General features: G+C 69.3%; 22 protein-coding genes and 2 tRNA genes. 13 read left to right on the top strand and 11 right to left on the bottom strand.

Annotated elements, in window-relative coordinates; all coding sequences use genetic code 11:
- Positions 1 to 99: 99 nt before the first annotated feature.
- The 6 genes from secD to ACFWNN_RS44970 form a co-directional block, all read right to left on the bottom strand.
- Positions 100 to 2,220 carry a protein translocase subunit SecD gene (secD, locus tag ACFWNN_RS44995; protein WP_382446103.1) on the bottom strand — a complete coding sequence of 707 codons (2,121 nt, stop codon included), beginning with the start codon at positions 2,218 to 2,220 and terminating at the stop codon, positions 100 to 102.
- An 80-nt stretch (positions 2,221 to 2,300) separates the two neighbouring features.
- Positions 2,301 to 2,624, bottom strand: coding sequence for a hypothetical protein (locus ACFWNN_RS44990; RefSeq protein ID WP_382446102.1), 324 nt, complete (start codon positions 2,622 to 2,624; stop codon positions 2,301 to 2,303).
- Positions 2,624 to 3,577 carry a tetratricopeptide repeat protein gene (locus ACFWNN_RS44985; protein WP_382446101.1) on the bottom strand — a complete coding sequence of 318 codons (954 nt, stop codon included), beginning with the start codon at positions 3,575 to 3,577 and terminating at the stop codon, positions 2,624 to 2,626. Before ACFWNN_RS44985 ends, ACFWNN_RS44990 begins: the two co-directional genes overlap by 1 nt.
- 80 nt (positions 3,578 to 3,657) lie before the next feature.
- Entirely contained in the window at positions 3,658 to 5,085 is a 1,428-nt protein-coding gene (gene rox / locus ACFWNN_RS44980; protein ID WP_382446100.1) for a rifampin monooxygenase, read from the bottom strand.
- Between the two features lie 140 nt (positions 5,086 to 5,225).
- Positions 5,226 to 5,618, bottom strand: a complete 393-nt coding sequence (locus ACFWNN_RS44975; RefSeq protein WP_382446099.1) for an NUDIX domain-containing protein — start codon at positions 5,616 to 5,618, stop codon at positions 5,226 to 5,228.
- Positions 5,619 to 5,628: 10 nt separating this feature from the next.
- Entirely contained in the window at positions 5,629 to 6,210 is a 582-nt protein-coding gene (locus tag ACFWNN_RS44970) for an FMN-dependent NADH-azoreductase (protein ID WP_382446098.1), read from the bottom strand.
- A gap of 82 nt (positions 6,211 to 6,292) precedes the next feature.
- On the opposite strand from ACFWNN_RS44970, the gene ACFWNN_RS44965 reads away from it, so the two are divergent.
- Both ACFWNN_RS44965 and ACFWNN_RS44960 read left to right on the top strand, forming a co-directional pair.
- A complete protein-coding gene (locus ACFWNN_RS44965) occupies positions 6,293 to 6,766 on the top strand; it encodes a MarR family winged helix-turn-helix transcriptional regulator (protein ID WP_382446097.1) in 474 nt (157 codons plus the stop codon).
- A gap of 121 nt (positions 6,767 to 6,887) precedes the next feature.
- Positions 6,888 to 7,541, top strand: a complete 654-nt coding sequence (locus ACFWNN_RS44960) for a hypothetical protein (protein ID WP_382446096.1) — start codon at positions 6,888 to 6,890, stop codon at positions 7,539 to 7,541.
- Positions 7,542 to 7,548: 7 nt separating this feature from the next.
- On the opposite strand, the gene ACFWNN_RS44955 is transcribed toward ACFWNN_RS44960, so the two are convergent.
- Positions 7,549 to 8,736, bottom strand: coding sequence for an NAD(P)/FAD-dependent oxidoreductase (locus ACFWNN_RS44955; protein WP_382446095.1), 1,188 nt, complete (start codon positions 8,734 to 8,736; stop codon positions 7,549 to 7,551).
- 176 nt (positions 8,737 to 8,912) lie between these two features.
- On the opposite strand from ACFWNN_RS44955, the gene ACFWNN_RS44950 reads away from it, so the two are divergent.
- The 3 genes from ACFWNN_RS44950 to ACFWNN_RS44940 are packed head-to-tail and all read left to right on the top strand — an operon-like array spanning position 8,913 to position 12,006.
- Positions 8,913 to 9,113, top strand: a complete 201-nt coding sequence (locus ACFWNN_RS44950; protein WP_382446094.1) for a hypothetical protein — start codon at positions 8,913 to 8,915, stop codon at positions 9,111 to 9,113.
- A gap of 53 nt (positions 9,114 to 9,166) precedes the next feature.
- Entirely contained in the window at positions 9,167 to 10,666 is a 1,500-nt protein-coding gene (locus ACFWNN_RS44945) for an AMP-binding protein (protein WP_382446093.1), read from the top strand.
- Between the two features lie 29 nt (positions 10,667 to 10,695).
- On the top strand, positions 10,696 to 12,006 hold the full coding sequence (locus tag ACFWNN_RS44940; protein ID WP_382446092.1) for a LuxR C-terminal-related transcriptional regulator: 1,311 nt from the start codon (positions 10,696 to 10,698) through the stop codon (positions 12,004 to 12,006).
- A gap of 264 nt (positions 12,007 to 12,270) precedes the next feature.
- Here the strand turns inward: ACFWNN_RS44940 and ACFWNN_RS44935 are convergent, their stop codons facing one another.
- Complete coding sequence (locus tag ACFWNN_RS44935) at positions 12,271 to 13,509, bottom strand: helix-turn-helix domain-containing protein (RefSeq protein WP_382446091.1); 1,239 nt, start codon at positions 13,507 to 13,509, stop codon at positions 12,271 to 12,273.
- Positions 13,510 to 13,538: 29 nt separating this feature from the next.
- Here ACFWNN_RS44935 and ACFWNN_RS44930 point away from each other — a divergent pair, with 29 nt between their 5' ends.
- From ACFWNN_RS44930 to ACFWNN_RS44920, 3 genes are all read left to right on the top strand, one after another.
- Positions 13,539 to 13,682 carry a hypothetical protein gene (locus tag ACFWNN_RS44930; protein WP_382446090.1) on the top strand — a complete coding sequence of 48 codons (144 nt, stop codon included), beginning with the start codon at positions 13,539 to 13,541 and terminating at the stop codon, positions 13,680 to 13,682.
- Positions 13,683 to 13,800: 118 nt separating this feature from the next.
- On the top strand, positions 13,801 to 14,283 hold the full coding sequence (locus tag ACFWNN_RS44925) for a PH domain-containing protein (protein ID WP_382446104.1): 483 nt from the start codon (positions 13,801 to 13,803) through the stop codon (positions 14,281 to 14,283).
- On the top strand, positions 14,280 to 15,821 hold the full coding sequence (locus tag ACFWNN_RS44920; RefSeq protein WP_382446089.1) for a PH domain-containing protein: 1,542 nt from the start codon (positions 14,280 to 14,282) through the stop codon (positions 15,819 to 15,821). The genes ACFWNN_RS44925 and ACFWNN_RS44920 overlap by 4 nt, the downstream gene beginning before the upstream one ends.
- Here the strand turns inward: ACFWNN_RS44920 and ACFWNN_RS44915 are convergent.
- Positions 15,800 to 16,735, bottom strand: a complete 936-nt coding sequence (locus ACFWNN_RS44915) for a GlxA family transcriptional regulator (protein ID WP_382446088.1) — start codon at positions 16,733 to 16,735, stop codon at positions 15,800 to 15,802. The two genes, ACFWNN_RS44920 and ACFWNN_RS44915, sit on opposite strands and share 22 nt — an antisense overlap.
- 71 nt (positions 16,736 to 16,806) lie before the next feature.
- Between ACFWNN_RS44915 and ACFWNN_RS44910 the strand changes: the two genes are divergently transcribed.
- Entirely contained in the window at positions 16,807 to 18,072 is a 1,266-nt protein-coding gene (locus tag ACFWNN_RS44910; RefSeq protein ID WP_382446087.1) for an MFS transporter, read from the top strand.
- Here ACFWNN_RS44910 and ACFWNN_RS44905 read toward each other — a convergent pair.
- Positions 18,004 to 19,524, bottom strand: coding sequence for a helicase HerA-like domain-containing protein (locus ACFWNN_RS44905; RefSeq protein ID WP_382446086.1), 1,521 nt, complete (start codon positions 19,522 to 19,524; stop codon positions 18,004 to 18,006). The genes ACFWNN_RS44910 and ACFWNN_RS44905 overlap by 69 nt on opposite strands.
- Before the next feature lie 72 nt (positions 19,525 to 19,596).
- On the opposite strand from ACFWNN_RS44905, the gene orn reads away from it, so the two are divergent.
- The 3 genes from orn (at position 19,597) to ACFWNN_RS44890 (ending at position 22,094) form a co-directional block, all read left to right on the top strand.
- Positions 19,597 to 20,202, top strand: a complete 606-nt coding sequence (gene orn / locus ACFWNN_RS44900) for an oligoribonuclease (protein ID WP_382446085.1) — start codon at positions 19,597 to 19,599, stop codon at positions 20,200 to 20,202.
- A 66-nt stretch (positions 20,203 to 20,268) separates the two neighbouring features.
- A tRNA-His gene (locus ACFWNN_RS44895) sits at positions 20,269 to 20,341 on the top strand.
- A 127-nt stretch (positions 20,342 to 20,468) separates the two neighbouring features.
- Positions 20,469 to 22,094: an ABC-F family ATP-binding cassette domain-containing protein gene (locus tag ACFWNN_RS44890; RefSeq protein WP_382446084.1), complete on the top strand. Its 1,626-nt coding sequence runs from the start codon at positions 20,469 to 20,471 to the stop codon at positions 22,092 to 22,094.
- Here ACFWNN_RS44890 and ACFWNN_RS44885 read toward each other — a convergent pair whose 3' ends face one another.
- Positions 22,095 to 23,234, bottom strand: a complete 1,140-nt coding sequence (locus tag ACFWNN_RS44885) for an Ig-like domain-containing protein (RefSeq protein WP_382446083.1) — start codon at positions 23,232 to 23,234, stop codon at positions 22,095 to 22,097. It lies immediately after the preceding gene.
- Between the two features lie 283 nt (positions 23,235 to 23,517).
- Here ACFWNN_RS44885 and ACFWNN_RS44880 point away from each other — a divergent pair.
- Positions 23,518 to 23,591 (top strand) — tRNA-Lys (locus ACFWNN_RS44880).
- Positions 23,592 to 23,595: the final 4 nt, after the last annotated feature.

Genomic DNA, 23,595 nt, shown 5'->3' with positions numbered 1-23,595 from the left:
CCCCCACGCCCCCGTACTGGTTGTACGGGGGCGTGGGGGCGGTGCCGCGAGGTGCTCTGCTGAGCGTGGATTACCTCGCCGACGTTCCGAGACGCGCCACTAGCCCCGCGCGGCCGCCGAACGCTTCCGGGCGACCGACTGCCGGGGCCAGCGCGACTCCAGCCAGATCGCGATCGGCGCCGCCGTGACCACTGTGGACACCGTGCCCGCCACCAGGCCGATCAGCAGCGCCACGGCGAAGTCCGCCAGCGAGCCGTCGCCCAGCACGAGCAACGCCGACAACACGAACAGCACGCCGATGCCGGTGTTCACGGTGCGCGGCACGGTCTGCACGACCGCGTCCGACACCACGTCCGGATAGGCGGCCTTCAACCGCGACCCACGAAGCTCGCGCAGGCGGTCGAAGACGACGACGGAGTCGTTGACCGAGTAGCCGATCACGGTCAGCAGGGCGGCGAGGAAGACGCCGTCCGCGGTCTTGCCCATCCACGCGAACAGGCCGATCAGCACCAGGACGTCGCTGATCAGCGCGGCGACGGTGGCGAGGCCCAGGCGCCAGTCGAAGCGGATGGCCAGGTAGCCGAGCTGGGCGGCGACGGCGATGGCCAGGCCGATGATGGCGTTGCGGCGCAGTTCGGACGACAGCGACGGGCCGATCAGCTCGTTGCTCGACTGGCGGGCGCCGCCGTCGACGGCGGAGGACACGACCTCGCCGATGCGGTTGGACGTCGCGTCGTCGATCGGGCCGGTGCGCAGCGAGACCTCGTTGCCGGACGACGACACCACCACGTCGGAGAAGCCCGCGGCGGACAGGGCGGTGCGCACGCGGCCGGCGTCGATGCCGCCCCCCGCGGTGAAGTCGAGCATGCGGCCGCCGGTGAACTCGACGCCCAGGTTCAGGCCGCGCACGAAGAGGCCCGCGAACGCGATCAGGACCAAGACGCCCGCGCTGATCAGCCACCGCGCAGGACGCCGGTAGAGCACGACGGACAGGCGTTGGCGGACGTAGCCCAACGTGTGCAGGCCGCTCAAGCGAGGACGCTTGGCCACGAAACGGGAGCCGATCACCCACACGACGAGCACGCGCGACAGCACCAAGGCGCTGAACATCGAGGCCAGGACACCGATGGTCAGGGTGACGCCGAAGCCGCGCACAGGGCCCGTGGCCAGCCAGAACAGCAGGCCGGCGGCCAGCAGCGTCGTCACGTTCGAGTCGGCGATCGCGCTCAAGGCGCCGCGGAAGCCGTTCTCCGAGGCGCGGCGGAGATTCGGTTTTCGCGCGTACTCCTCGCGCGCTCGTTCGAAGATCAGGACGTTCGCGTCGACCGCCATGCCGATCGCCAGCACGAAGCCAGCGAGGCCCGGCAAGGTCAGGGTCGCCCCCACCGCCAGCAGGCCCGCGTAGGCGACACCGGCGTAGCCGACCAGCGCGACGACGGCCAGGAAGCCTGCCAGGCGGTAGGCGAACATCAGGAACAACGAGGTCAGCGCGATGCCGATGATCGCGGCCTTGGCGCTGGCCTCGATGGCCTCGGCACCCAGGGTCGCGCCGACGGTGCGCTGTTCGATCACCTCGACCGGCACGGGCAACGCGCCGGAGCGGATCACCAGGGCGAGGTCCTTGGCCTCCGGCTGGGAGAAGCGGCCGGTGATCGTGGTCGCGCCGCCTGCCTGGCCACCGCCGCAGGGCGTGTCGAGGCTGACCTCGGGGGACGAGATGGGCTTGCCGTCGAGCACGAACGCGATCTGGCGGCCGGGGGTGCCGGACGGTTCGCAGGCCGCCTCGCCGGTGACCTTCTGCCAGGTCTTCGAGCCCTCGCCCTGGAACTGGATGTTGACCACGAAGCCCGCGCCCTGCGGGTTGGCGTTGGCCTGGGCGTCGGAGATGCCCTCGCCGGTCATCACGGTCTGGCCGTTGCGCTGCACGGTGAGCTGCGCGGTCTGGCCGAGGACCTTCACGGCCTCTTCGGGGTCCTGGACGCCGGGCAGTTCGACGACGATCCGGTTCTCGCCGGAGCGGGCGATCACCGGTTCGGCGACGCCGAGCGCGTCGACGCGGCGGCGCAGCACCTCCATGGACCGGTCGGCGGCGTCGGAGTCGCCCTGGGCCTGGAGCACGATCTGGGTTCCGCCGCGCAGGTCGAGACCGAGGCGCGGATCTGTGGTGAGCAGCAGGAATGCGGATGCGACGAGGACCCCGAGCGCTATCAGACCGCGCACGAGCAACCCTCGTCGCGCGTTGTCGCGCGACATGGGTGAAGAAGCCTTCCGGGAAGAAAGTGGTTGCTGGTGAAGGAGGTTCAGCGACCGGAAGGCGGGGAACGAGCGGGCTGCGGGGTCCAGCGGATGCCCTCGGGCGTGCGGTGCACGCGCCGGGCGAAGGCCACGACGAACCGCATCGGCAGCGCGGGCTTCGCGACGGGCGGGACGTCCGATGCCACCTGGGCCTGCGGCACCTGGGCGGCGTGGGGGTTGTGCGGTTTGGGCGCGGTGACCGGCAGGTTCGCGACGTCGTGGCCGTGCCGGACGACGGCACCGGCCAGTACGGGCTCGGCGGGCGCGGCGACGAGGAACAGCTGTCCGAGGAACAGCAGGAACGCGAGCGCGACCGCGTTGCGACGCATCACCGCTTCCTGCCTCCACCGACGTAGACGAGCGCTCCCCCCACGACAGCGCACAACCAGGAAAGCACAAGTGGCTGCATCGTCGTAGCCCCGAAGAACAACGCGATGGTCCAGCCGACCAGGATCAAGGCCGAAACGCCCAGCAGGGACACGGTCACGGCGAGCTTGCGCAGGCTGAAGAGCAGCGCGAACGGCCGCAACCGCAGCCCCACGACCAGGCAGCACAGCACCAGCGCGCCGGTGAAGAACCCCAGGTAGGGCGTGGGCCGGGGCATGCCCGCGATCAACGCGAGTAAACCGCCACCGACGAGCAGCAACGAGAGAGTGCGCAGCGCACGCCACACCTGCACCTTGTTCAACTGCGACGGTGCGGGAGGCCTGGCCGACCGGCGCCGTTGCACGGTCGCGAGGTTCGCCTTCGAGTCCGCGTCGGACGGGTCGAGCTTGATCGCCGTCCGGTACGCGTGCTCGGCGGTGCCCCAGTCGCGCATGCGCAGCGCCGCGTCGCCGAGCACCTGGAACGCCCGCGCCTCGCTCGGGGCGAGCTGCGAGGCGTGCAGGGCCGAGTCGAACGCCTCGACGGCGCCTTCCGGTGAGTCCGCGAGCACCTCGGCGAGCACGACGTAGCCCCGCCAGTCGCCGGGTTTGCGCCGCACGGACTCGCGGGCCGAGACCGCCGCCTCGGAGTGCCTGCCGAGGTCGCTCAACGCCAGCGCGGCCAGCCGTTGCGGCCAGGCGGGGTCACCGTCGAGGACCATCGCGCGCTTGGCCGCGTCCAGCGCCTGGTCGGCCTCACCGAGGTCCAGGTGGGCGGCGGCGAGGCGGCACCACGCCTCGGAGTGCCGAGGGTTCGCCGCCACGAGGGGCCGCAACAGGTCGATGGCCTGCCGCGGCTTCCCCGAGGCGGTGAGTTCGGCGGCACGCAGGAGCACCGCTGTCATCGGCTCGGACACGCCGCACAGTGTGACAAAGCGGTCCGCGCCCCCGAACGGGTGACCTCCAGCGGAAGTCGCCGAGGTCACCCGTCAGGTGCTCAGCCCGCCGTGCCGAACCAGCGCGCCAGCTCGCCGTCGAGCGACTCCTGGTCCTCGCCGACCCACGCCACGTGCCCGTCCGGCCGGATCAGCACGGCGGGCGCGTCGAGGTCCTCGCTCACGTCCACGAGGTGGTCGACGCGGTCCGCCCAGCCTCCGACGGACACCATCCCGGCCTGGTCGAGCAGGATCCCGCGGCCGGCGTGCATCTGCGCGTAGAGCCCGCCGCGCTTCAGCGCCAGGTCCCCGATCCGCTTCCCGACCAGCGGGTGCTCCGAGCCGAGGTCGTAGCGCACCGCGACCGCGATGATCTTCTCGATCAGGTAGCGGTTGACCTCCTCGAACTGCACGAGCTCGGTGAACACCCGTCGCACGGCCTGCGGCCCCGGCTCGACCTTCATCAACTCGATCTGAGCGCGGGTGTTGTTCAGCACCTCCTCCGCGACCGGGTGGCGTTCGGCCTCGTAGGTGTCGAGCAGGCCCTCCGGAGCCCACCCGTGAACGGCGCCCGCGAGCTTCCAGCCCAGGTTGAACGCGTCCTGCACGCCCAGGTTGAGCCCCTGCCCACCGGTCGGCGGATGGACGTGCGCCGCGTCGCCCGCGAGGAACACCCGCCCGGACCGGTAGCGCTCGGCCTGCCGGGTGGCGTCGCCGAAGCGGGACAGCCAGCGCGGCGAGTGCACGCCGAAGTCGGTGCCGGCGACCTTCACGAGCTGCTGCTTCACGTCGTCGAGCGTCGGCATGACCGCGCGGTCCTCGTTCACGCCGTCCGCGGGCACGATGACCCGGTACGTCGCGGTGCCGCCGATCGGGCCGATGCCGAACCGCTTCTGCGTCTTGCGGACCTCCAGCATCAACGGCATCGCCTCCTCCCACGGGATGCCGATCTCCATCTCGCCGAGCAGCGTCTCCACCCGCGACGGCTCGCCGGGGAAGTCGATGCCCGCGAGCTTGCGGACCGTGCTGCGGCCGCCGTCGCACCCGACCAGGTACTTCGCGCGCACCGACGTGCCGTCCGCAAGAGAGACCGTCACGCCCTCGTCGTCCTGCTTGAACGCCGTGACGGTGACACCGCGCCGGATCTCGGCTCCGGCCTCGACGGCGTGCTCGGTCAGCAGGTGCTCGATCTGCGGTTGCGGCAGGCCGAGCACCACCGGGTACTTCGTGTCGAGCCTCTCCGGCGCGGGCTTCTCGATGCCCGCGAAGAACCCGGCCAGCGGATGGGTCTTGCCGGCCTCCAGGAACCGCTCGGCGATGCCGCGCTGGTCCATCACCTCGATGCTGCGCGCGTGCAGCCCGAGCGCCTTGACGACCTTCGTCGGCTCGGGGTCCCGTTCCAGCACCAGCACGCCCACGCCGTGCAGGCGCAGTTCCCCAGCCAGCATCATGCCGGTCGGTCCGCCGCCGGCGATGATGACGTCGATCATGGAGTCTTCCCCATTTCCCCAGGTAGATGACGTTGGCCGGGAAATGATGAAGCACACCCGGGGTCTTGTGGCAAGGCCCCGGGTGCGCTATATGTTGAAGTGGGAGGAGAGCGCTGCTCTCCTTTTTCCGTTTCCGAGGGTCAGCGAAGAAGCCCAGCCGCGTTCAGGTGGGCGAAGATGATCCGGTCCACTGGTGAGATGCGCTCCGCGTCCGCGGTGGTCAGCCAGGCGAGTTCCTCGATCTCGGCCGATGCCACCGGTTCCCCGTCGAACGACGCGGTGTAGCAGGTCATCCGCACGGTCACCCCTGACGTGTGGCCGTGTGCCTGCGCTTCGAACGTGCCCACGTGCTCCGCCGAGGCGGCGTCGATGTCGACCGACAGCTCCTCGCGGATCTCGCGCACGAGCGTCTCGACGTCGGACTCCCCCGGCTCGCGCTTGCCGCCGGGCAGGTAGTACGTGTCCTTGCCTCGCGACCTGGTGCCGAGCACCTGGCCGTCCTTCAGATAGATCCAGGCCACCTTGTCGATCACGCGACCGACACTAGGCCGTGGCGAGTTCCTTCACCACGCGGTGCGCGTCGGCGAGCGACTCGACGGCGAGCTCGCGGAACTGGTGCATCTGCGGCACGACGTCCGCCAGCGTCAGCTCGGCGTGCACGAACTCCAGCTTCTGGTCGAGACCGACCATCGACAGCACGGCGCGCAGGTACGGCTCCTGGAAGTCGAAGCCCTCGCGGGGCGTGCCCGGCTTGTACGACCCGCCGCGGGCCGTCACGACGACGACGCGCTTGCCGCCCCACGCGAACGTGCCGTCCTCGCGGGCGAAGTGCTCAGACGTCGCGACCTGGTCGATCCACGCCTTCAACGTCGAAGGGATCGAGAAGTTGTACATCGGCGCGCCGAGCAGGATCACGTCCGCCGCGTCGATCTCCGCGATCAGGCCGGCCGCGACGCCCTGGTCGGTGCCGTCCTTGTGCGGGATGGGCGACGCGTGCAGGTCCCGGTAGGTGTAGCCGGAACCGGGGTTCGCGGCACGCCAGCTCTCCGCGAACGCGCCCGAGACCTCCCTGGTCACAGATCCCTCGTACCGGATGCTCGTGTCGATGTGCAGCAGATTGGTCATGCCAAGAACATACGAGCGAAGAACTTCCGAGTCAAGATGTTCTGAGCCAAGAACATCTCTTCCGGGAGGTAGGATGGAACACATGGAGGAGCAGCCGGAACTCATCGAAGCCTGCCTGGCGAAGTGGGACATCAACTGGCTGCTGCACCGCGCCGCCCAGCGGGTCGGCGCGTCGTTCGCCGAGGAGATCACCAAGTTCGGCATCTCCCTGCGCGGCCAGCTCGTGCTCCAGGCGCTCGCCAACGAGGAGGTCCAGCGCACGCAGCTCAAGCTCGGCGCGATGCTCGGCCTCGACAAGACCACGCTGACGAGCGAGCTGGACAAGCTGGAGCGCGCGGGTCTCGTGATGCGGGTGCCCGACCCGAACGACCGGCGCGTGCGCACGCCCGTCATCACGGACAAGGGCCGCGCGCTGCAGAAGGAGGCCGGCGACGCGCTCGCCGAGGTCGAACGCGCCTACCGGGCCCGGTTCTCCGCCGAGGAGATGGAAGTGATCCGCAAGGTCCTGCAGGACCTCTCGCGGGGCGAGGGTCCGCTGCAGGGTTCCTGCATCTGACTCGTACCAGTAACTTCACAGCAGAGCTTGATCAAGTCTCGCGACCTGGGAAACCCGCGCGCAATCATCCCTATGGTTCGCGCAGTATGTGCTAGGTTCATGGTCGGAATAGTGTGCCAGCATGACAGCAGCACCACGGTTTTGTGCCGGCGACAAAGTAGTGATCAGGTTCGATGACCGACGCTGGATTCCAGCTCGTGTCATCCGCGGCCACCATCCGAATCACGGTTTCAGACGACGCCAGGTTCGAGTCATCCTGTGCCTGCCCGAATTGATGTCAGTCAACAACGGCAAGCGCTTCCTCCCGATCGGCACTCCGATGTTCTGGGACTCACAATCAGCCGACGTGCGGCTGATTGATCACGATCCAGGCTGGAACCCGCACACGGTGACACCATTTCTGACCCCCGACGAATACGAGATCATCGGCGGATCCAGGGATTTTCCGATCGCCGCGATGCCTGGCATGACCCAACTGGGCGCATACGCCCCGTCTACCTACTACGAGACAGGCGACCCTGTTTGGGTGTGGGAAAAGTCGTGGAGAGCTGCCACGGTCATCAGCGCGTCTGAAAGCTGGATACGCGTCAGCTACCGTAGCAACTTCCGCGACGGCAGGGGACATTCCGCGAAGAGCTACCAACCACCCAACGTCTGGCCCGCGATCTGCGACCACTCGGCGCCGACGAGGGAATTGCTCATCGACGTCGAGTGGGCAAAAGACTCGGCACCAGGCCCTCGGAAACGATCTATCGCCCGGTACATAAGCACGTGACGTGCCCCTAGACGAGCGAGCCGAGGTCGGCCTCGCGCAGCTGGTCCGCCGTCACGGTCGCCTGCGCGTCCACCAACGCCTTCAGCGCCGTCCCGTGGTCCCACACGTTGACGTTCATCGCCGCCCGCAGCCGCCCGTCACGCAGCCAGAACGCGATGAACTCCCGCGACCCGACGTCGCCGCGCACCACCAGCTCGTCGTCGGGGTCGGCGAGGCCCCGGTACTCCATGCCCAGGTCGTACTGGTCGGTGAAGAAGTACGGCGACTTCAGGTAGGGCTCGTCCAGCCCGATCAACGACCCGGCGGCGTGCGTGCCCTGGTCCTTGGCGTTGGCCCAGTGCTCGACGCGGACCCGGCCGCCGTAGCGCGGGTGCTCCTGCGCCGCGATGTCACCGGCCGCGAACACGTCCGGCGCGGACGTGCGCAACACGGCGTCGACCGCCACGCCACCGGACTCCAGCGTCAGACCTGCCGCTTCGGCCAGTTCGAGGCGCGGCGTCGCGCCGACTGCCAGCACGGTCACGTCGGGGTGCAGCTCGGTGCCGTCGTCCAGCCGCACGCCGGAAGGCGAGAAGCCCGCGACGCCCGTACCCAGCTTGAACTCCACCCCGTGCTCTTCGTGCAGGCCGCGGAACATCGCACCCATCTCGGCGCCCAACACGCGCACCAGCGGCTGGGCCAACGGATCGACGACGGTGACGCGGCAGCCGTGCGCGCGGGCGGCGGAGGCGACCTCGCAGCCGATCCAGCCGGCACCGATGATCACGACGTGCCGGCCTTCGCGCAGCGCGGACTTGAGCGCCACCGAGTCGTCCAGGGTGCGCAGCACATGTCCTTGCGCGCCAGGCAGAACGCGGGGGCGTGACCCCGTCGCGAGCAGCAGCCGGTCGTAGCTGCGGACTGCTCCATCCGAGTCGACGATCGTGTGGTCGTCCGGCCGGAGCTCCAGCACGGAGACACCCAATGCGAGGTCGATCTCGTTGTCGGCGTAGAAGCTCGGCTCGTGCACCCACGCCGGTTCGGCCGCCTTGCCGAGCAGCACGTCCTTGGACAGCGCGGGAAGTTCGTAAGGGCGGTGGTGTTCGGTGCCGAACATCGTGATCTTGCCGCCGTAGCCGCGGTCTCGGAGCGCGCCCGCGGCGGAGGCACCGGCGAGGCCCGTCCCGACGATGACGATGCGTTGCGGTTCCGCCATTTTCACCCCTCCAGGTGACCTATTCTCGTCCCACGTGCGACGCTAACCGCAGCTCGGCGCGGTCGCTGGACGGAGAACGCGAAACCTCCGTCATGACAGCCGGTGACGCACGTCTCCCTGACGTGAGCGCCGGTGCGACCGAGCCGGCGCGCCGAGTGAGCTGGAGGAAGAACCCCGTGGGAGCAACAGAGGAGTGGCAGGTGAGCTGCCGCGACATCGCTTCGCGCCGACGGGACATGACGGTGTTCGTCAGCCAGGGGCACATCGTGATCACCGTGCCGCCGGGTGAGGCCGCCGTCCTGACGCCATTGGAGGTCGGCCGGTTGCGAGCCGCGTTGCGCGACGCCGTCGTGAGCGCCTCCAACACCGACATGTGACCGCCGTCACACCGCTACCTACTCGCAAGTAGGTTAATGGCAGAGTGGGTCGCATGGTGACCCGCGTGCTGCTGACCCTGGTCAAAGCCGGAGTGATCCGGCCGCTGGGCCCGCGTGGGCTCGCCGGCACCGTGCGCGGCTACCTGCACTGGGACATCACGCTCGCGTGGGGTTACCAGACGGGTGCCGGACGCCACCCCGAGCGTGCCGCGATCATCGACGACGACGGCGTGCTCACGTACGCCGAAGTCCACGAGCGCACCAGCCGGCTCGCACACTCCTTCCGCCCGAAGGAACGCGTCGGCCTGCTCCTGCGCAACGGCCGCGCGTTCATCGAGACGATGACGGCGTGCACGAAGGTCGGCGCCGACGCGATTCTGCTCAACACCGGCCTGAGCAAAGGACAACTGGCCCAGGTCGCCGCCGGCCAGAAGATCGACCGGATCGTCGCCGACCGCGAGTTCGCCGACGCTCTCCCAGACCTTCCGACGTTCTTCAGCGACGAGCTCGAAGGCCTGATCACCGACGGCCCGCGCACCTCGTTGCCCCGCAGGCCTCCGCGCGGCAGGCTGATCATCCTCACCTCCGGCACCACCGGCACCCCGAAGGGCGCGCGCCGGCCGGAACCCGCGAGCCTCGCCCCCGCCGCCGCACTGCTGTCCCGCATCCCGCTGAGGCACGGCGACGTCATCTCCATCACCTCCCCGCTCTTCCACGCCTGGGGCCTCGCCGCGTTCCAGCTCGGCCTGGTGCTCGGCGCGACCCTGGTGCTGCGCCGGAAGTTCGATCCCGCACAGGCGTTGGCAGACGCCGACAACTGCACCGCCATGTTCGTCGTTCCCGTGATGCTGCAACGGATGCTGGAGACCGGGCACCGGCCGCGGCTGCGGATCATCGCGTCCAGCGGCTCGGCCCTGCCGCCGAAGGTCGCCGCCCGCACGCTGAGCGAGTTCGGCCCGGTGCTCTACAACCTCTACGGCTCGACGGAGGTCAGCTGGGCGAGCATCGCCACACCCGAGGAGATGCTCCGGGAGCCCGGCACGGCCGGGAAACCGCCACTGGGCACCAGACTGGCCATTGTGGACGACAGCGGCAAACCCGTGCCGCAGGGCGAAACCGGGCGGATCTTCGTCGGCAACGAGATGCTGTTCGACGGCTACACCAACGGCACCAGCAAGGAGTCGCTGAACGGCCTGATGTCGACCGGCGATCTCGGCTACCTCAAGGACGGCCTCCTGTTCGTCGCCGGACGCGACGACGAGATGATCGTCTCAGGTGGCGAAAACGTTTACCCGCACGACGTCGAGGACCTCCTCTCGACGATGGAGGGCGTCACCGAGGTCGCGGTTCTGGGAGTGCCGGACGACGAGTGGGGCCAGCGCCTCGCCGCGTTCGTTGTAGGCGCAAAAACACTTACGGCCGAACAGGTGCGCGACCACGTGAAGGCGAACTTGGCGCGATACTCCGTTCCTCGCGACGTTTTCTTCGTCGAGGAGCTGCCCCGCAACGCGGCCGGAAAAGTGTTGAAACGTCAACTCCGCGACCACGACTAAGCTCGCCCCCGGAGTGAGGGGGCTTCACCATGACGGTTCCCGGCAGGACCGCGGACCCGCGTGCCAACGCCGTGCACAACCTGCGCGAGGCGCGGATCGCCCTGGACGAGGGCAGGCCGGGCGAAGCGTTGGAGTACGCCGAAAAGGCGGTGGCCGCGTTCACGTGGCTGGACGACGCGGAGGGCGTCGCGGAAGGCGTGCTGACGCAGTCGGTGGCACTGGGCAAGCGAGGGCTGTGGCCGAGCGCGCTCGACACCATCGACAAGGTGCAGGCGATCGCGACGGCCAACCGCCACATCGGACTCCAGGCGCGGTGCAGCTTTTCCCGTGCGGTGGTGGAACTGCGACTCGACTCTCGGGAACGGAGCTTCAACTCCTTCGCCCGCGCGCTGGGGCTCGCGGAGCTCACCGGGGACAACGAGCTGATCGGGTCCGTGCTGTTCGAACAGGCGCGGGTGATGCGCATGCAGTACCACGAGCACTGCATGATCCGCACCGAGGAGAGCCGGTGCAGCCTCGACGGCGAGCCGTGCGTGCGCAAGCTCCGGCGCGCGGAAGCGTTGTGCGCCCAGGTGCGCGACCGCTGGAAGACGCTCGGCGACCCGGTGCGGATGGCGATGGTCAACGTCCTGCTGACACACGTGCGCATCGATCTGGGTGAACTTGACCGCGCGCACCGCAGCTGGCAGCGCGCTGACCAGTTGCTTGCCGGAAGGAACCGTCCGGTGGCCCGCGCGGAGGCGTTGATGGCCAAGGCGCGGCTGAGCGGCGCGCGGGCCCGCTACCCGGAGCAGATCGCGCAGCTCACCCAGGCCGCCGAACTCGCGATGAGCTGCCTGGCTCGGGAGGTCGCGGTGCACGCGCACCAGCAGCTCAGCGTGGCGCACGAACGGGCGGGCGACCTCGAACGCGCGTTGCGGCACGCACGGCTGCAACTGGAGCAGTACCGGTTGTGGGAGCTGCAGGAAGGCCGCGACCTCCTGCGGATGCGCGAGCACGACCTGTCGTCGCGACTCGTGGAACAGTTGGCGCACAGGCGGTTCGAGCCCAAGCGCGAGGACGCCGTGGTGCGCGTCCCGAACGCGGCGGAGCTCCACGAGACCGGTACCGCGGAGCACACGAACACGCGGATCGCCCGCGCGTTGCGAGCGGGACTCACCAAACGCGGCATCGAGGTGCTGCGGCTCGTGGCGGCCGGGGCGAGCACGGCGATGATCGCGGAGTCGCTCGGCCTCTCCCCCAAAACCGTGCAGAACCACCTGCAACGCATCTACACGACGCTTGACGTCAACGGCCGCGCCGGCGCCATCGTGTGGTGGATGAACCTGACCGCCACCTAGTCATGCATTGTCAAGTTATTGACAATTCGTCCGCCCGGCCTTGTTGACCATCGCCCGTTCGGCCGCTTGTCGATGACCGGGAACTGCCGGTTCACGGGTGTTTTACCTACACATGCACAGCGTAATTGGGTGATGTGATGGGTAACTGGTCTGTGTCATGCTCCGTTAACAAGGTGTCCAGTTAACGAGTGAGGGCCGGTCATGACGAGGCAACGCCGCCGAGCAGGCCTGGCGCCACGACCGGCGGCCGTGCCGGTCGGTGCGCTAGTGCTTGCGCAGGGCGATGCGTGCCACGTCCCGCCACAGCAGCGGGTCGACGCCCTCGGGGTTGATGTGCTCCAGCAACCCGGCCAGCGCGGCCCGCGCGTCGGCACCACCGGACGGCTCGACCTCGTCCGCCGCCCGCACCAGCAGGAGGTGGCACCGCAGCTGCTGTTCCGCGTCGAGCCTGCCGGTGGCGAGCGCGCTCTCGGCGAGCTCGCGGGCCCGGCCGACCTCGCCGTCGCGCAACGCGAGCTCGGCGCGCAGCGCACGGGCGTGCGCCAGAAGGCCTTCCTGCCGGCGCATGGCCGCGGCCGTCGTCTCGACGTTGTCCAGCAACGCGACCACGTCGTCGAGGTTCGTGCCGGGCGTGCGCAACGCGATGGACGCCCCGGCGAGCCGGACCCGGCAGCGGTACTCGGGATCGCCGTCGAAGTCGTCCAGCATCGAGACGGCCTCGCGGATGCAGTGCGCGGCCTCGGTGCGGTCTCCCAGGCGGTCGGCGACCTTGGCGCGCGCCCACCACGTGGAGATCGCGAGCCGGTCGCGGCCGAGTTCGGGCAGCCGCGCGGAGAGCTGGTCCACCACCTGTTCCGCGTCGGCGAGCCGGCCCGCGAAGGTGAGCTCGGCGCACAACGCGATCAGGGCGCGGGTCTGCACGCGGCGCACCCGTTCGCCGTCACCACCCGCCAGCTCAACGGCTTCACTCGCGGCCTTCACGGATTCGGCCGGACGGCCGAGGCGCCGCAACGAGGATGCGCGCAGGATCTCTGCGAGCGCGTCCACCGCCGGACCGGGAGACCACGACTTGCGCAGCTTCGCCGCCGCCAGCAGCAGACCCTCGTGGTCGCGCTGCCTCGCGAGCATCACCAGGCGCGTCCAGCGCACGCACCAGCCGAACATCTCCTCGTCGGACCGCTTTCCCAGCGTCTCCAGCAGATCGACGGCCAGCACGAGGTCGCCGTCGTGGTACGCGAGCAGCGCCTCGCACCACGCGAGCGCCTCGTCCTGCATGGCGGTGCTGTCCTCGTCGACCATCAGTTCGGAGGGGTCGACGCCGAGCACCTCGGCGAGTCTGCGCACGACAGTGGGCGACGGCACCCGTTCACCGGACTCGAGCCGCGACACGTAGCTCATGGAGACACCGGGGCACGCGAGGTCCTTTTGGGACAAACCCCGTTGCAGCCGGACCGCTCGCAACCGCGTGCCGAACCTCGTCAACGACTTCCTGCCCTCATCCACGGCCGCCACCTAACGAAGGAGCCCCTTCAATGAAGTTGAACACTATCGCTCGAACCGTCGCAGCCGTGATCCTCACCTTGGGGGCCTTGGTCGCGATGTCCGGCGCGGCGACGGCGGACGACCCCGGTTCGCAGTTCACCCCGCCGTACGCCTCCGCCTCCGTCCAGCCCTGATCGACGGGCCGGGCGGTCCTGCCTCCCTCGCAAGCAGGACCGCCCGGCCCCGCAACACACCAATTGACGCACCTGGCCACATCACCAGCTACGAGTGGTGCACAGTTGTGGGGTGACTCTGCAACTGCGCACGCCTGCACACCAGGTGAGTCCGAAGTCGGTCCTGCTGTGGACGATGCAGGCCGCCACGTTCTGGCTCGTGCTGTTCGTGCCCCAGCTCGTCGTCTTCCTGCTGGTGAGCAGGCCGCCGACGTGGGAGCTGGTGCTCCTGGTGGCCACCGGTGTCGTGGGGGTCCTGCACACCGCGATCGAACCGAGCTGGCGCTACCGCGTCCACCGCTGGGAGACCACGCCGGACGCCGTGTACACGCTCTCCGGCTGGCTGAACCAGGAGTGGAGAGTCGCCCCGGTCTCGCGGATCCAGACGATCGACACCAAGCGCGGGCCGTTCCAGCAGATGCTCGGCCTCTCGACCGTCACGGTGACGACGGCGTCGGCCGCCGGTCCCGTCGAGATCGAGGGCCTAGAGCACGAGGTCGCGCAGCGGCTCGTGGTGGAGCTGACGAACACCACCCAGGCCACGCCGGGTGATGCCACGTGACCGCCGAGGTTCCCGCCGGCCTGCCCGCGGCGCCTGAGCTCACCGAGCCGTTGCAGGAGTGGCACCGCCTGCACGTGCGGATGCTGGTCGTGCGGCCGCTCAACGAGGGCATCGCGATGCTGGTGCCGATCCTCGTGCTGCTGTTCACCGGCAACGGCGAGAAGTGGCGGCTCATCGCGTCCGGCGCGACGGTCGCGGCGATCCTCGCGTTCAGCTACCTCATCTGGCGCACCACGAAGTACCGCATCACCGACGACCAGGTCGAGCTGCACACCGGTCTGCTGACGCGCAAGCAGCTCGCGGTGCCGCGCGATCGCATCAGGACGGTCGACCTCACCTCCAAGCCGGGCCACCGGATCTTCGGGCTGTCGGCGGTGCGGATCGGCACGGGCCAGCAGGACACGCCCGGCACGGACGGGCTGACGCTCGACGCGGTGACGCAGCAGGAGGCCGAGCGGCTCCGCTTGGTGTTGCTGCAGAAGGGAGTCGCGCCCAGGCCCGCCGCCGAGGGCGAGACCGCGGAGCCGGTCGCGCTGCCCGAGTCCGAGGTGATCTCGCAGCTCGACCTGAAGTGGCTGAAGTTCGCGCCGCTGTCGTTGTCGGGTCTGGTCGCGATCGGCGCGATCTTCGGCGTGCTCTCGAACTACGCCGACGACCTCGGCCTGCACCCGGTGCAGGACCTGTGGGAGTGGCTGTTCGAGAACCCGAGCCTCGCGCTCTTCGCCGGGTTCCTGGTCGTGCTGGCCGTGGTCGGGCTCATCCTCTCGGTGCCGCTCTACATCCTCCAGTTCTGGAACTACAAGCTCACCCGCGAGCCGGACGAAACCCTGCGCGTGCAACGGGGTCTGCTCACCACCCGCTCGGTCTCGGTGGAGGAGCAACGGCTGCGCGGCGTCGACATCCAGGAACCGCTGCTGGTGCGCGCGGGCAAGGGCGCGAAGCTCGCCGCCGTGACGACGGGCCTGGGGTCCAAGGGCGAGAGCAACCTGCTGCTGCCGCCCGCGCCGTTGACGGTGGCGCACCAGGTCTCCCGCGACGTGCTGAAGGTCGGCAACGACCCGACGACGTTGCGGCTGCGCAAGCACCCGTTCGCCGCGTTGCGCCGCAGCATGATCCGGCACACGCTGCCCTGGATCGTGATCGCGGCCGGTCTGGCGATCTGGGCGCCGTCGTGGGCGTGGCCGATCCCGGTGGCGATCCTGCCGTTCGCCGCGCTGGTCGGCTGGGACAACTACCGGTCGCTCGGCAACGCGCTGGACGAGCGTTATCTGGTGACGCGCAACAACTCCCTCGTGCGCAGCACGGTCGCGTTGCAGCGCACCGGCATCATCGGGTGGCGCATCCACCAGTCGTTCTTCCAGCGGCGCAGCGGGTTGATGACGATCGGCGCGACTACGGCGGCGGGTGCGGGCGTCTACCACGTGACGGACGTCGGCGCGTCCCACGGACTGGCGCTCGCGGACGAGGCCGTGCCGGAGTTGCTGCGGCCGTTCCTGGTCGAGTCCGCTGTGGACGGTCAGGCCGAACGGAACGTCTGACGGTAGGCGCTCGGTGAGACGCCGACGCTCGCCGCCAGCTGCTGTCGCAGAGCCGCGCCGGTGCCGAAGCCGGCGTGGCTCGCGACCTGGTCGATCGGCAGGTCGGTGGTCTCCAGCAGGTGCCGGGCCCGGTCGACGCGCTGCTGCGTCAGCCACTGGCCGGGCGACATGCCGGTCTCGGCGCGGAAGCGGCGGGTGAACGTGCGCACGCTCATCCGCACCTGCCCGGCCATCGCGGCCAGGTCGAGCGGTTCCTGGAGCCGTTCCAACGCCCACTCGCGGGCGAGCGCGGTCGACGTGTCCGGGTAGGTCGGCACGGGCCGGTCGACGTACTGGGACTGGCCGCCCTGCCGCCACGCCGGGACGACGCAGTAGCGCGCGATCCAGTTCGCGACCTCGCTGCCGTGATCCGACCTGATGACGTGCAGGCACAGGTCGATGCCCGCCGCGACGCCCGCGGACGTGAGCACGTCGCCGTCGTCGATGAACAGCACGTCCGGGTTGAGCCGCACCTTCGGGTAGAGCCGGCGGAACTCGTCGGTGGTCCGCCAGTGCGTGGTCGCGGGCCTGTCGTCCAGCAGCCCGGCCGCCGCGAGCACGAACGCGCCGGTGCAGATCGACATGACCCTGCGCGCGTTCGTCGTGGTCAGCGCCTCTTTCACGGCCGGTTCCAGCCAGCCCTCGCGGGCCGGTTGGTAGTGCGTGCCGGGCACCAGCACCGTGTCCGCGTCCTTCAAAGCTTCCAGACCGTGCTCGGGCGCGATGGTGAAGCCGCCGGTCGTGGGGATCGGGCGGCGGTCCGGCGAGCACACGACGACCTCGTAGCGGTCGTGGAGCCGGGCGAACATGTGCGTCGAGCTGCCGATGTCGAACGCGACCGACTGCTCCAGCGCGAGGACGGCGATCCGGTGCATGGCCTGATTCTTTCACATGTTGGCCATCGGGCCACTGGTTGAAGCCTCGGCGATCGCCGAACCTTGTCGGCGTGAGACTCCATTGGGCCTGGGTTGTCGCAGGCGTGTCCTTCATCGCCCTGGTGGGCGCCGCGTCGTTCCGCGCGGCTCCGGGAGCGTTGATCGAGCCGTTGCGGGCGGAGTTCGGCTGGTCGACCGGCACGATCTCGCTCGCCATCTCGATCAACCTGTTGCTGTACGGGCTGACCGCGCCGTTCGCGGCCGCGCTCATGGACCGCTTCGGCGTGCGGATCGTCGTCACCTACGCGTTGACCATGGTCGCGATCGGCAGCGGCCTGACCGTGTTCATGACCGCGTCCTGGCAGCTGATCCTGCTGTGGGGCGTCGTGGTCGGGCTCGGCACCGGATCGATGGCGCTGGCGTTCGTCGCGACCATCACCGGGCGCTGGTTCGTGAAGCACCGCGGGCTGGTCACGGGCGTGCTGACGGCCGGTGGCGCGGCCGGTCAGCTGGTGTTCCTGCCGACCGTGGCGTGGCTGTCGGAGAGCTACGGCTGGCGGCCCGCGTCGCTCGTCATCTGCATCGCCGCGCTGGCCGTCGTGCCGCTGGCCGCGTTCTTCCTGCGCGAGTACCCGCGGGACGTGGGGCTGCTGCCGCTGGGCGCGACCGAGGACACTCCCCCGCCGCCGTCGGGCGGGGCCGCTCGCAGGGCTCTGGGCGCGTTGAAGTCGGCTGCCCGCACCCGTCCGTTCTGGCTGCTGGCCGGCGGGTTCGCGATCTGCGGCGCGTCGACGAACGGCCTGGTGGGCACGCACTTCATCCCCGCCGCGCACGACCACGGCATGCCGACCACGACCGCCGCCGGGTTGCTGGCACTGGTGGGCGTGTTCGACATCGTGGGCACGATCGCGTCCGGCTGGCTGACCGACCGCGTCGACTCGCGGCTGCTGCTCGCGGGCTACTACGCGCTGCGCGGCCTCTCGCTGATGCTGCTGCCGCAGCTGTTCGGCGAGTCGGCGCACCCGTCGATGCTGGTGTTCATCATCTTCTACGGCCTGGACTGGGTCGCGACCGTGCCGCCGACCGTGGCGTTGTGCCGGCAGTACTTCGGCATGTCCGGGCCCGTCGTGTTCGGCTGGGTGTTCGCGTCGCACCAGCTCGGCGCGGCCCTCGCGGCGTCCGCGGCCGGCCTCACCCGCGACCACCTGGGCAGCTACGACCTGGCCTGGTACGTCGCGGGCGGGCTCTGCATCGGCGCGGCGGTGCTGTCAGCGTCGCTTGCGCGAAGTCCCGAAGAGCCCTCGCGTGATCTCGCGAGCCAGGGCGCTGCCCGCTGACCGCAGGAAGGACTTGACGGCGCTGTTGCCGAGCACCTTCTCGACCATCCCCGGTTCCTCCTTCTCGCGCCGTTCGGCGGGAGGGGGTTCCGGGGCTGATTCCTGTTGGGGTGGCGCGACTTTCGCCATCAGCTGCTCGTAGGCCGACTCGCGGTCGATCGTCTCCGCGTACTTGCCGTGGAGGTCCGAGTTCTGGGCCGCCTGCTTGATCGCGTCGTTGCCGATGGTGTCCATCAACGAGCGGGGTGCGCGCAGCCGGGTCCACGCGACCGGGGTCGGCGCGCCCTTCTCGCTCAGCACGGTGATGACCGCCTCGCCGATGCCGAGCGACGTGAGCGCCTTCTCCAGGTCGTAGTGCGGGGTCGTCGGATACGTCTTCACCGTGCGCGCCAACGCCTTCTGGTCGTCCGGCGTGAACGCGCGCAGGGCGTGCTGGACGCGCGCGCCGAGCTGCGACAGCACGTCGTTCGGGATGTCGGTCGGCAGCTGGGTGCAGAAGAAGACGCCGATGCCCTTGGACCGGATGAGCTTCACGGTCTGGGTGATCTGGTCGAGGAACGCCTTGGAGGCGTTGGAGAACAGCAGGTGCGCCTCGTCGAAGAAGAACACCAGCTTGGGCTTCTCGACGTCGCCTTCCTCGGGCAGCGTCTCGAAGAGCTCGGCCAGCAGCCACATCAGGAACGTGGAGAAGAGCGCCGGGTTGCCCTGCAGCTCCGCGAGCTCGAGCAGGCTGACGACGCCCTTGCCGTCGCGTTCGCGCATCAGGTCGGCCGGGTCGAGCTCGGGTTCGCCGAAGAACCTGTCGCCGCCCTGCGCCTCCAGGTTGACCAGCGCCCGCAGGATCACGCCCGCCGTGGAGCCGGAGACCCCGCCGATGCCCTTGAGGTCCGCCTTGCCCTCGTCGCTGGTGAGGTGCTGGATGACGCTGCGCAGGTCCTTGGTGTCGAGCAGCGGCAGGCCCTTCGAGTCGGCCCAGTGGAAGATCAGGCCGAGCGTCGACTCCTGGGTGTCGTTCAGGCCCAGCACCTTCGACAGCAGGATCGGGCCGAAGCTCGTGATCGTCGCCCGCAGCGGCACGCCGATGCCGCCCGTGCCGATCGACAGGAACTGCACCGGGAAGGCCGTGGCGGCCCAGTCGTCGCCCGTGTCGGCGGCCCTGGCCTTGGTGCGATCGCTCTCCGCACCCGCCTGCGACAGCCCGGACAGGTCGCCCTTGACGTCCGCCATCAGCACCGGAACGCCGTTGTTCGACAGCTGTTCGGCGAGCAGCTGGAGGGTCTTGGTCTTTCCGGTTCCCGTTGCGCCTGCGACAAGTCCGTGGCGGTTGACCATGGACAACGGGATGCGGACGTGTGCCGTCGACTCGACCTGTCCGTCGACCAGCACAGCACCGAGTTCGATGGCCGCGCTCTCGGACGCGTAGCCGGCAGCGATGTCACCCTGAGCCGTCATGCACGAGGAGCGTAACCAGGTTGCCGCACGCCGCCACTCGAAGTTGAGGCTCCGCGCAGTAATGTTCGGGGCGTGATGGATCGTCTGGTGTGGATCGACTGCGAGATGACCGGACTCGACTTGGGCAAGGACGCTCTGATCGAGATCGCGGCACTGGTCACGGACGCCGAGCTCAACGTGCTCGGCGAGGGTGTGGACATCGTGATCCACGCCCCCGACGACGTGCTGGCCTCGATGCCGGAGATCGTCATGGAGATGCACGCCAAGTCGGGCCTGACCGAGGAGGTGCGCGAGTCCGTCGTCTCCCTGGAGGAGGCCGAGGCCGCCGTGCTGGCCTACATCAAGGAGTGGGTGCCGGATCCCCGGACCGCTCCCCTGGCCGGCAACTCCATCGCGACCGACCGCGGGTTCATCGCCCGCGACATGCCGGCGCTGGACGCGCACCTGCACTACCGCATGGTCGACGTGTCGTCGATCAAGGAGCTGTGCCGGCGCTGGTACCCGCGCATCTACTACGCGCAGCCGGGCAAGGGGCTCGCGCACCGGGCGCTGGCGGACATCGTCGAGTCGATCCGGGAGCTCGCGTACTACCGGCGGACGGCGTTCGTGCCGCAGCCCGGTCCGTCGACGGAGCAGGCCCAGGCCGTGGCCGCTGACCTGCTGAAGGACGTCAAGTAGACCCCCGATTTCAATATCGGTGGCTACCGTTGCTATGCTTTCCTCGCTGGTCAACGACCGGCAATGGTGGGTGTAGCTCAGTCGGTAGAGCACTGGGTTGTGATCCCAGGTGTCGCGGGTTCAAGTCCCGTCACTCACCCTGACAAGCCGGACCATGTTCGCAAAATGCGCGAACATGGTCCGGCTTCGTTTTATATCTGGGGGCCGAGCCCCCAGACCCACGCCGGGGGAACCCCCGGACCCCCATCAGTCGCCGGAGCGCAGCTGTGACCACTCTTGTCGCCAAGGACCTCGCCGCCGGGCACGGTGACCGCGTCCTGTTCTCCGGCCTGGACCTGGTGGTCGCTCCCGGCGACGTCATCGGGCTCGTCGGTGTGAACGGGGCGGGCAAGTCGACGTTGCTGCGCACGCTCGCCGGGCTGATCCCGGCCGAGTCGGGCCGGGTGTCGCTGAACCCGCCGTCCGCCAACGTCGGGCACCTCGCCCAGGAACCGGAGCGGCTGGCGGGCGAGACGGTGCGCGAGTACCTGGCTCGCCGCACCGGGGTGGCTTTCGCGCAGGGGGTGCTGGACGCGGCCACCGAGGCGTTGACGGCGGGCAACGACGAGGGCTACTCCGAGGCGTTGGACCAGTGGCTGGCGCTGGGCGGCGCGGACCTGGAGGAGCGTTCGCTGGAGGTCGTCGCCGACCTGGGGCTCTCGGTCGGCCTGGACGCGTTGATGACGTCTCTCTCGGGTGGTCAGGCCGCACGGGCCGGCATGGCGTCGTTGCTGCTCAGCCGGTACGACGTCTACCTGCTCGACGAGCCGACCAACGACCTGGACCTCGACGGCCTGGAGCGGCTGGAGAAGTTCGTGACGGGCCTGCGCGCCGGCACGGTCCTGGTGTCGCACGACCGCGAGTTCCTGGCCCGCACGGTGACGAGCGTGCTGGAGCTCGACCTGCACCAGAACGCCGTGCACCTCTACGGCGGCGGCTACGAGTCGTACCTCGAAGAGCGCGCGCGTGCGCGTCAGCACGCCCGTGACGACTACGAGGAGTACGCCGACACCAAGTCGTCGTTGGAGGCCCGCGCGCGCATGCAGCGCTCGTGGATGGAGAAGGGCGTGAAGAACGCCCGGCGCAAGGCGGGCGACAACGACAAGAACGCGCGCAAGTTCCGTGCCGACGCCACCGAGAAGCAGGCCTCGAAGGCCCGGCAGACCGACCGCATGATCGAACGCCTCGAGGTCGTGGAGGAGCCCCGCAAGGAGTGGGAGCTGCGGATGGAGATCGCCTCCGCACCCCGTTCCGGCGCGGTCGTGGCGTCGTTGCGCGGTGCCGTCGTCTCGCGCGGCTCGTTCACGCTCGGCCCGGTGGACCTGCAGATCGACTGGGCGGACCGGGTCGCGATCACCGGCTCGAACGGCGCGGGCAAGTCGACGCTGCTCGGCGCGTTGCTGGGGCGGGTGGAGCTCTCGTCGGGCTACGCGACCCTGGGCTCCGGCGTCGTGGTCGGCGAGGTCGACCAGGCGCGCGGCCTGTTCCTCGGCGACCTGCCGCTGGTGGAGGCGTTCGAGGAGGCCGTGCCGGAGATGAACCCGGCCGACGTGCGGACGTTGCTCGCGAAGTTCGGGCTGAAGGCCCTGCACGTCATGCGGCCCGCGGCGTCCCTGTCGCCGGGCGAGCGGACGCGGGCGGCGCTGGCGTTGCTCCAGGGCCGCGGGGTGAACCTGCTGGTGCTGGACGAGCCGACGAACCACCTCGACCTGCCGGCGATCGAGCAGCTGGAGTCGGCTCTGGAGAACTACCCCGGCACGTTGCTGCTGGTCACGCACGACCGGCGGATGCTGGAGGCCGTGCAGGTGAACCGTCACCTGACCGTGGCGGCCGGTCAGGTGACGGTCTCCTAGCTACCCGCGGTTGCCCTGGACCCAGGTCTCCCACGGGACCTGCCAGTCGCCGAAGCCGTCCCACGACTCCAGGGCGGGGCCACCGGAGTTGACGACGGTCACGACGTCACCCTGCTTGCTGTTGTCGAACACCCACTTGGCGTTCTCGGGCGACAGGTTGAGGCAGCCGTGGCTCACGTTGCGCCTGCCCTGGTCGCCGATGGACCACGGCGCGCTGTGGAAGAAGATGCCGCTGTTGGACATGCGGTAGGCCCAGTCGACCGGCGTCTTGTAGCCGCCGTTCTCCAACGCGAGGCCGTACGTGGTCGAGTCCATGATCATGTGGTCGTGCTTCTCCATCAGCACGTACGTGCCGGTGGGGGTGGTGTTGGCCGCGTTGCCCATCGAGGTCGGCATGGTCTTCACGACCTGGCCGTTGACCTTGACGTTGACCGTGTGCGCGCCACCGTCGGCCTCGTAGATGACCTCGTCGCCGACCGTCGTGGTGATCGTGCGGTCTTCCTGGCCGTAGATGCCGTCACCGATGTGCTTGCCGTACACCTTGATGTTCATCGTGATCTTGGTGCCCGACTTCCAGAACGCCTGCGGACGCCAGTGCACCTCCTTCTTGTTGAACCAGTAGAAGGCGCCCTCGACCTTGGGCTCGGTGGTGATCTCCAGCATCTTCTCGGCCGCGACCTTGTCGGCCACCGGCTCGTCGAAGTAGAAGGCGAGCGGCTGCCCCACACCGATGGTGGTGCCGTCCTGAGGGTTCGTCGAGACGTAGGTGAGCGTGCGCGGCTTCACCGTGGTGAAGCTGGTCTCCTTGGTCTCCGCCTTGCCGTCCTCACCGGTCGCCGTGGCGACGAGCTTGTAGGCCTTGGAGTAGCCGAGCGGCTCGGTGTTGTTCCACTGCGTCGACTCGGGGTTCATCTTGCCCTCGACGACCTTGCCGTCGGCGTTCGTGAGCTTGACGTCGGTCAGCTTCCCGTCCGCCGCGGTCGCGATGACGGGCAGACCGGGCGACACGTCGGCCGCACCGTTGGCCAGCCCCAGCGTCAGCGTGACGGGCTTCGGCGGCGGAGGAGGAGCACTCGACTCGCCACCACCGCTGCCACTGGCCGCGTCACCGCCGCCTGAACAGCCTGCGATCAGGATCACAGCGATTCCTGCCGCGACCACCCCACGACCGCGCCTGCTCCACATCCCCATCGACGTACTTCCGATCTGCTTGTCGCCCGCTCCCGAGACTGCCTGCACGAAGTCGTTTTGGCGTCCCCCGACTAGGTGACGACACGGGGTGGTCCGAAGTTGCGCAAGTGGCCGGATCGTTACGTGCCCGATGCACCTCCAAACGCCTGCTGACCAGCCGATTGGGAGCGCGCGGAAGCCCTGTGCTAACGTTCTTCCCGTCGGAACGAGCAAGCCTCCGGCACACAAACAAGCGCCGCTAGCTCAGTTGGTTAGAGCAGCTGACTCTTAATCAGCGGGTCCGGGGTTCGAGTCCCTGGCGGCGTACTCC

Origin of the sequence: Lentzea sp. NPDC058450, assembly GCF_042721395.1 — a bacterium.
Lineage (GTDB): Bacteria > Actinomycetota > Actinomycetes > Mycobacteriales > Pseudonocardiaceae > Lentzea.
This window is presented reverse-complemented; position numbering and strand designations above follow the sequence as displayed.

Excerpts from the sequence above, each read along its gene's own strand:
- ACFWNN_RS44990 (WP_382446102.1), bottom strand. The coding sequence starts at position 2,624 with ATGCGTCGCAACGCGGTCGCGCTCGCGTTCCTGCTGTTCCTCGGACAG.
- rox (WP_382446100.1), bottom strand. The coding sequence starts at position 5,085 with ATGATCGACGTCATCATCGCCGGCGGCGGACCGACCGGCATGATGCTG.
- ACFWNN_RS44970 (WP_382446098.1), bottom strand. The coding sequence starts at position 6,210 with ATGACCAATCTGCTGCACATCGACACGAGCATCCGGTACGAGGGATCT.
- ACFWNN_RS44965 (WP_382446097.1), top strand. The coding sequence starts at position 6,293 with ATGGAGGAGCAGCCGGAACTCATCGAAGCCTGCCTGGCGAAGTGGGAC.
- ACFWNN_RS44960 (WP_382446096.1), top strand. The coding sequence starts at position 6,888 with ATGACAGCAGCACCACGGTTTTGTGCCGGCGACAAAGTAGTGATCAGG.
- ACFWNN_RS44955 (WP_382446095.1), bottom strand. The coding sequence starts at position 8,736 with ATGGCGGAACCGCAACGCATCGTCATCGTCGGGACGGGCCTCGCCGGT.
- ACFWNN_RS44945 (WP_382446093.1), top strand. The coding sequence starts at position 9,167 with ATGGTGACCCGCGTGCTGCTGACCCTGGTCAAAGCCGGAGTGATCCGG.
- ACFWNN_RS44940 (WP_382446092.1), top strand. The coding sequence starts at position 10,696 with ATGACGGTTCCCGGCAGGACCGCGGACCCGCGTGCCAACGCCGTGCAC.
- ACFWNN_RS44930 (WP_382446090.1), top strand. The coding sequence starts at position 13,539 with ATGAAGTTGAACACTATCGCTCGAACCGTCGCAGCCGTGATCCTCACC.
- ACFWNN_RS44915 (WP_382446088.1), bottom strand. The coding sequence starts at position 16,735 with ATGCACCGGATCGCCGTCCTCGCGCTGGAGCAGTCGGTCGCGTTCGAC.
- ACFWNN_RS44905 (WP_382446086.1), bottom strand. The coding sequence starts at position 19,524 with ATGACGGCTCAGGGTGACATCGCTGCCGGCTACGCGTCCGAGAGCGCG.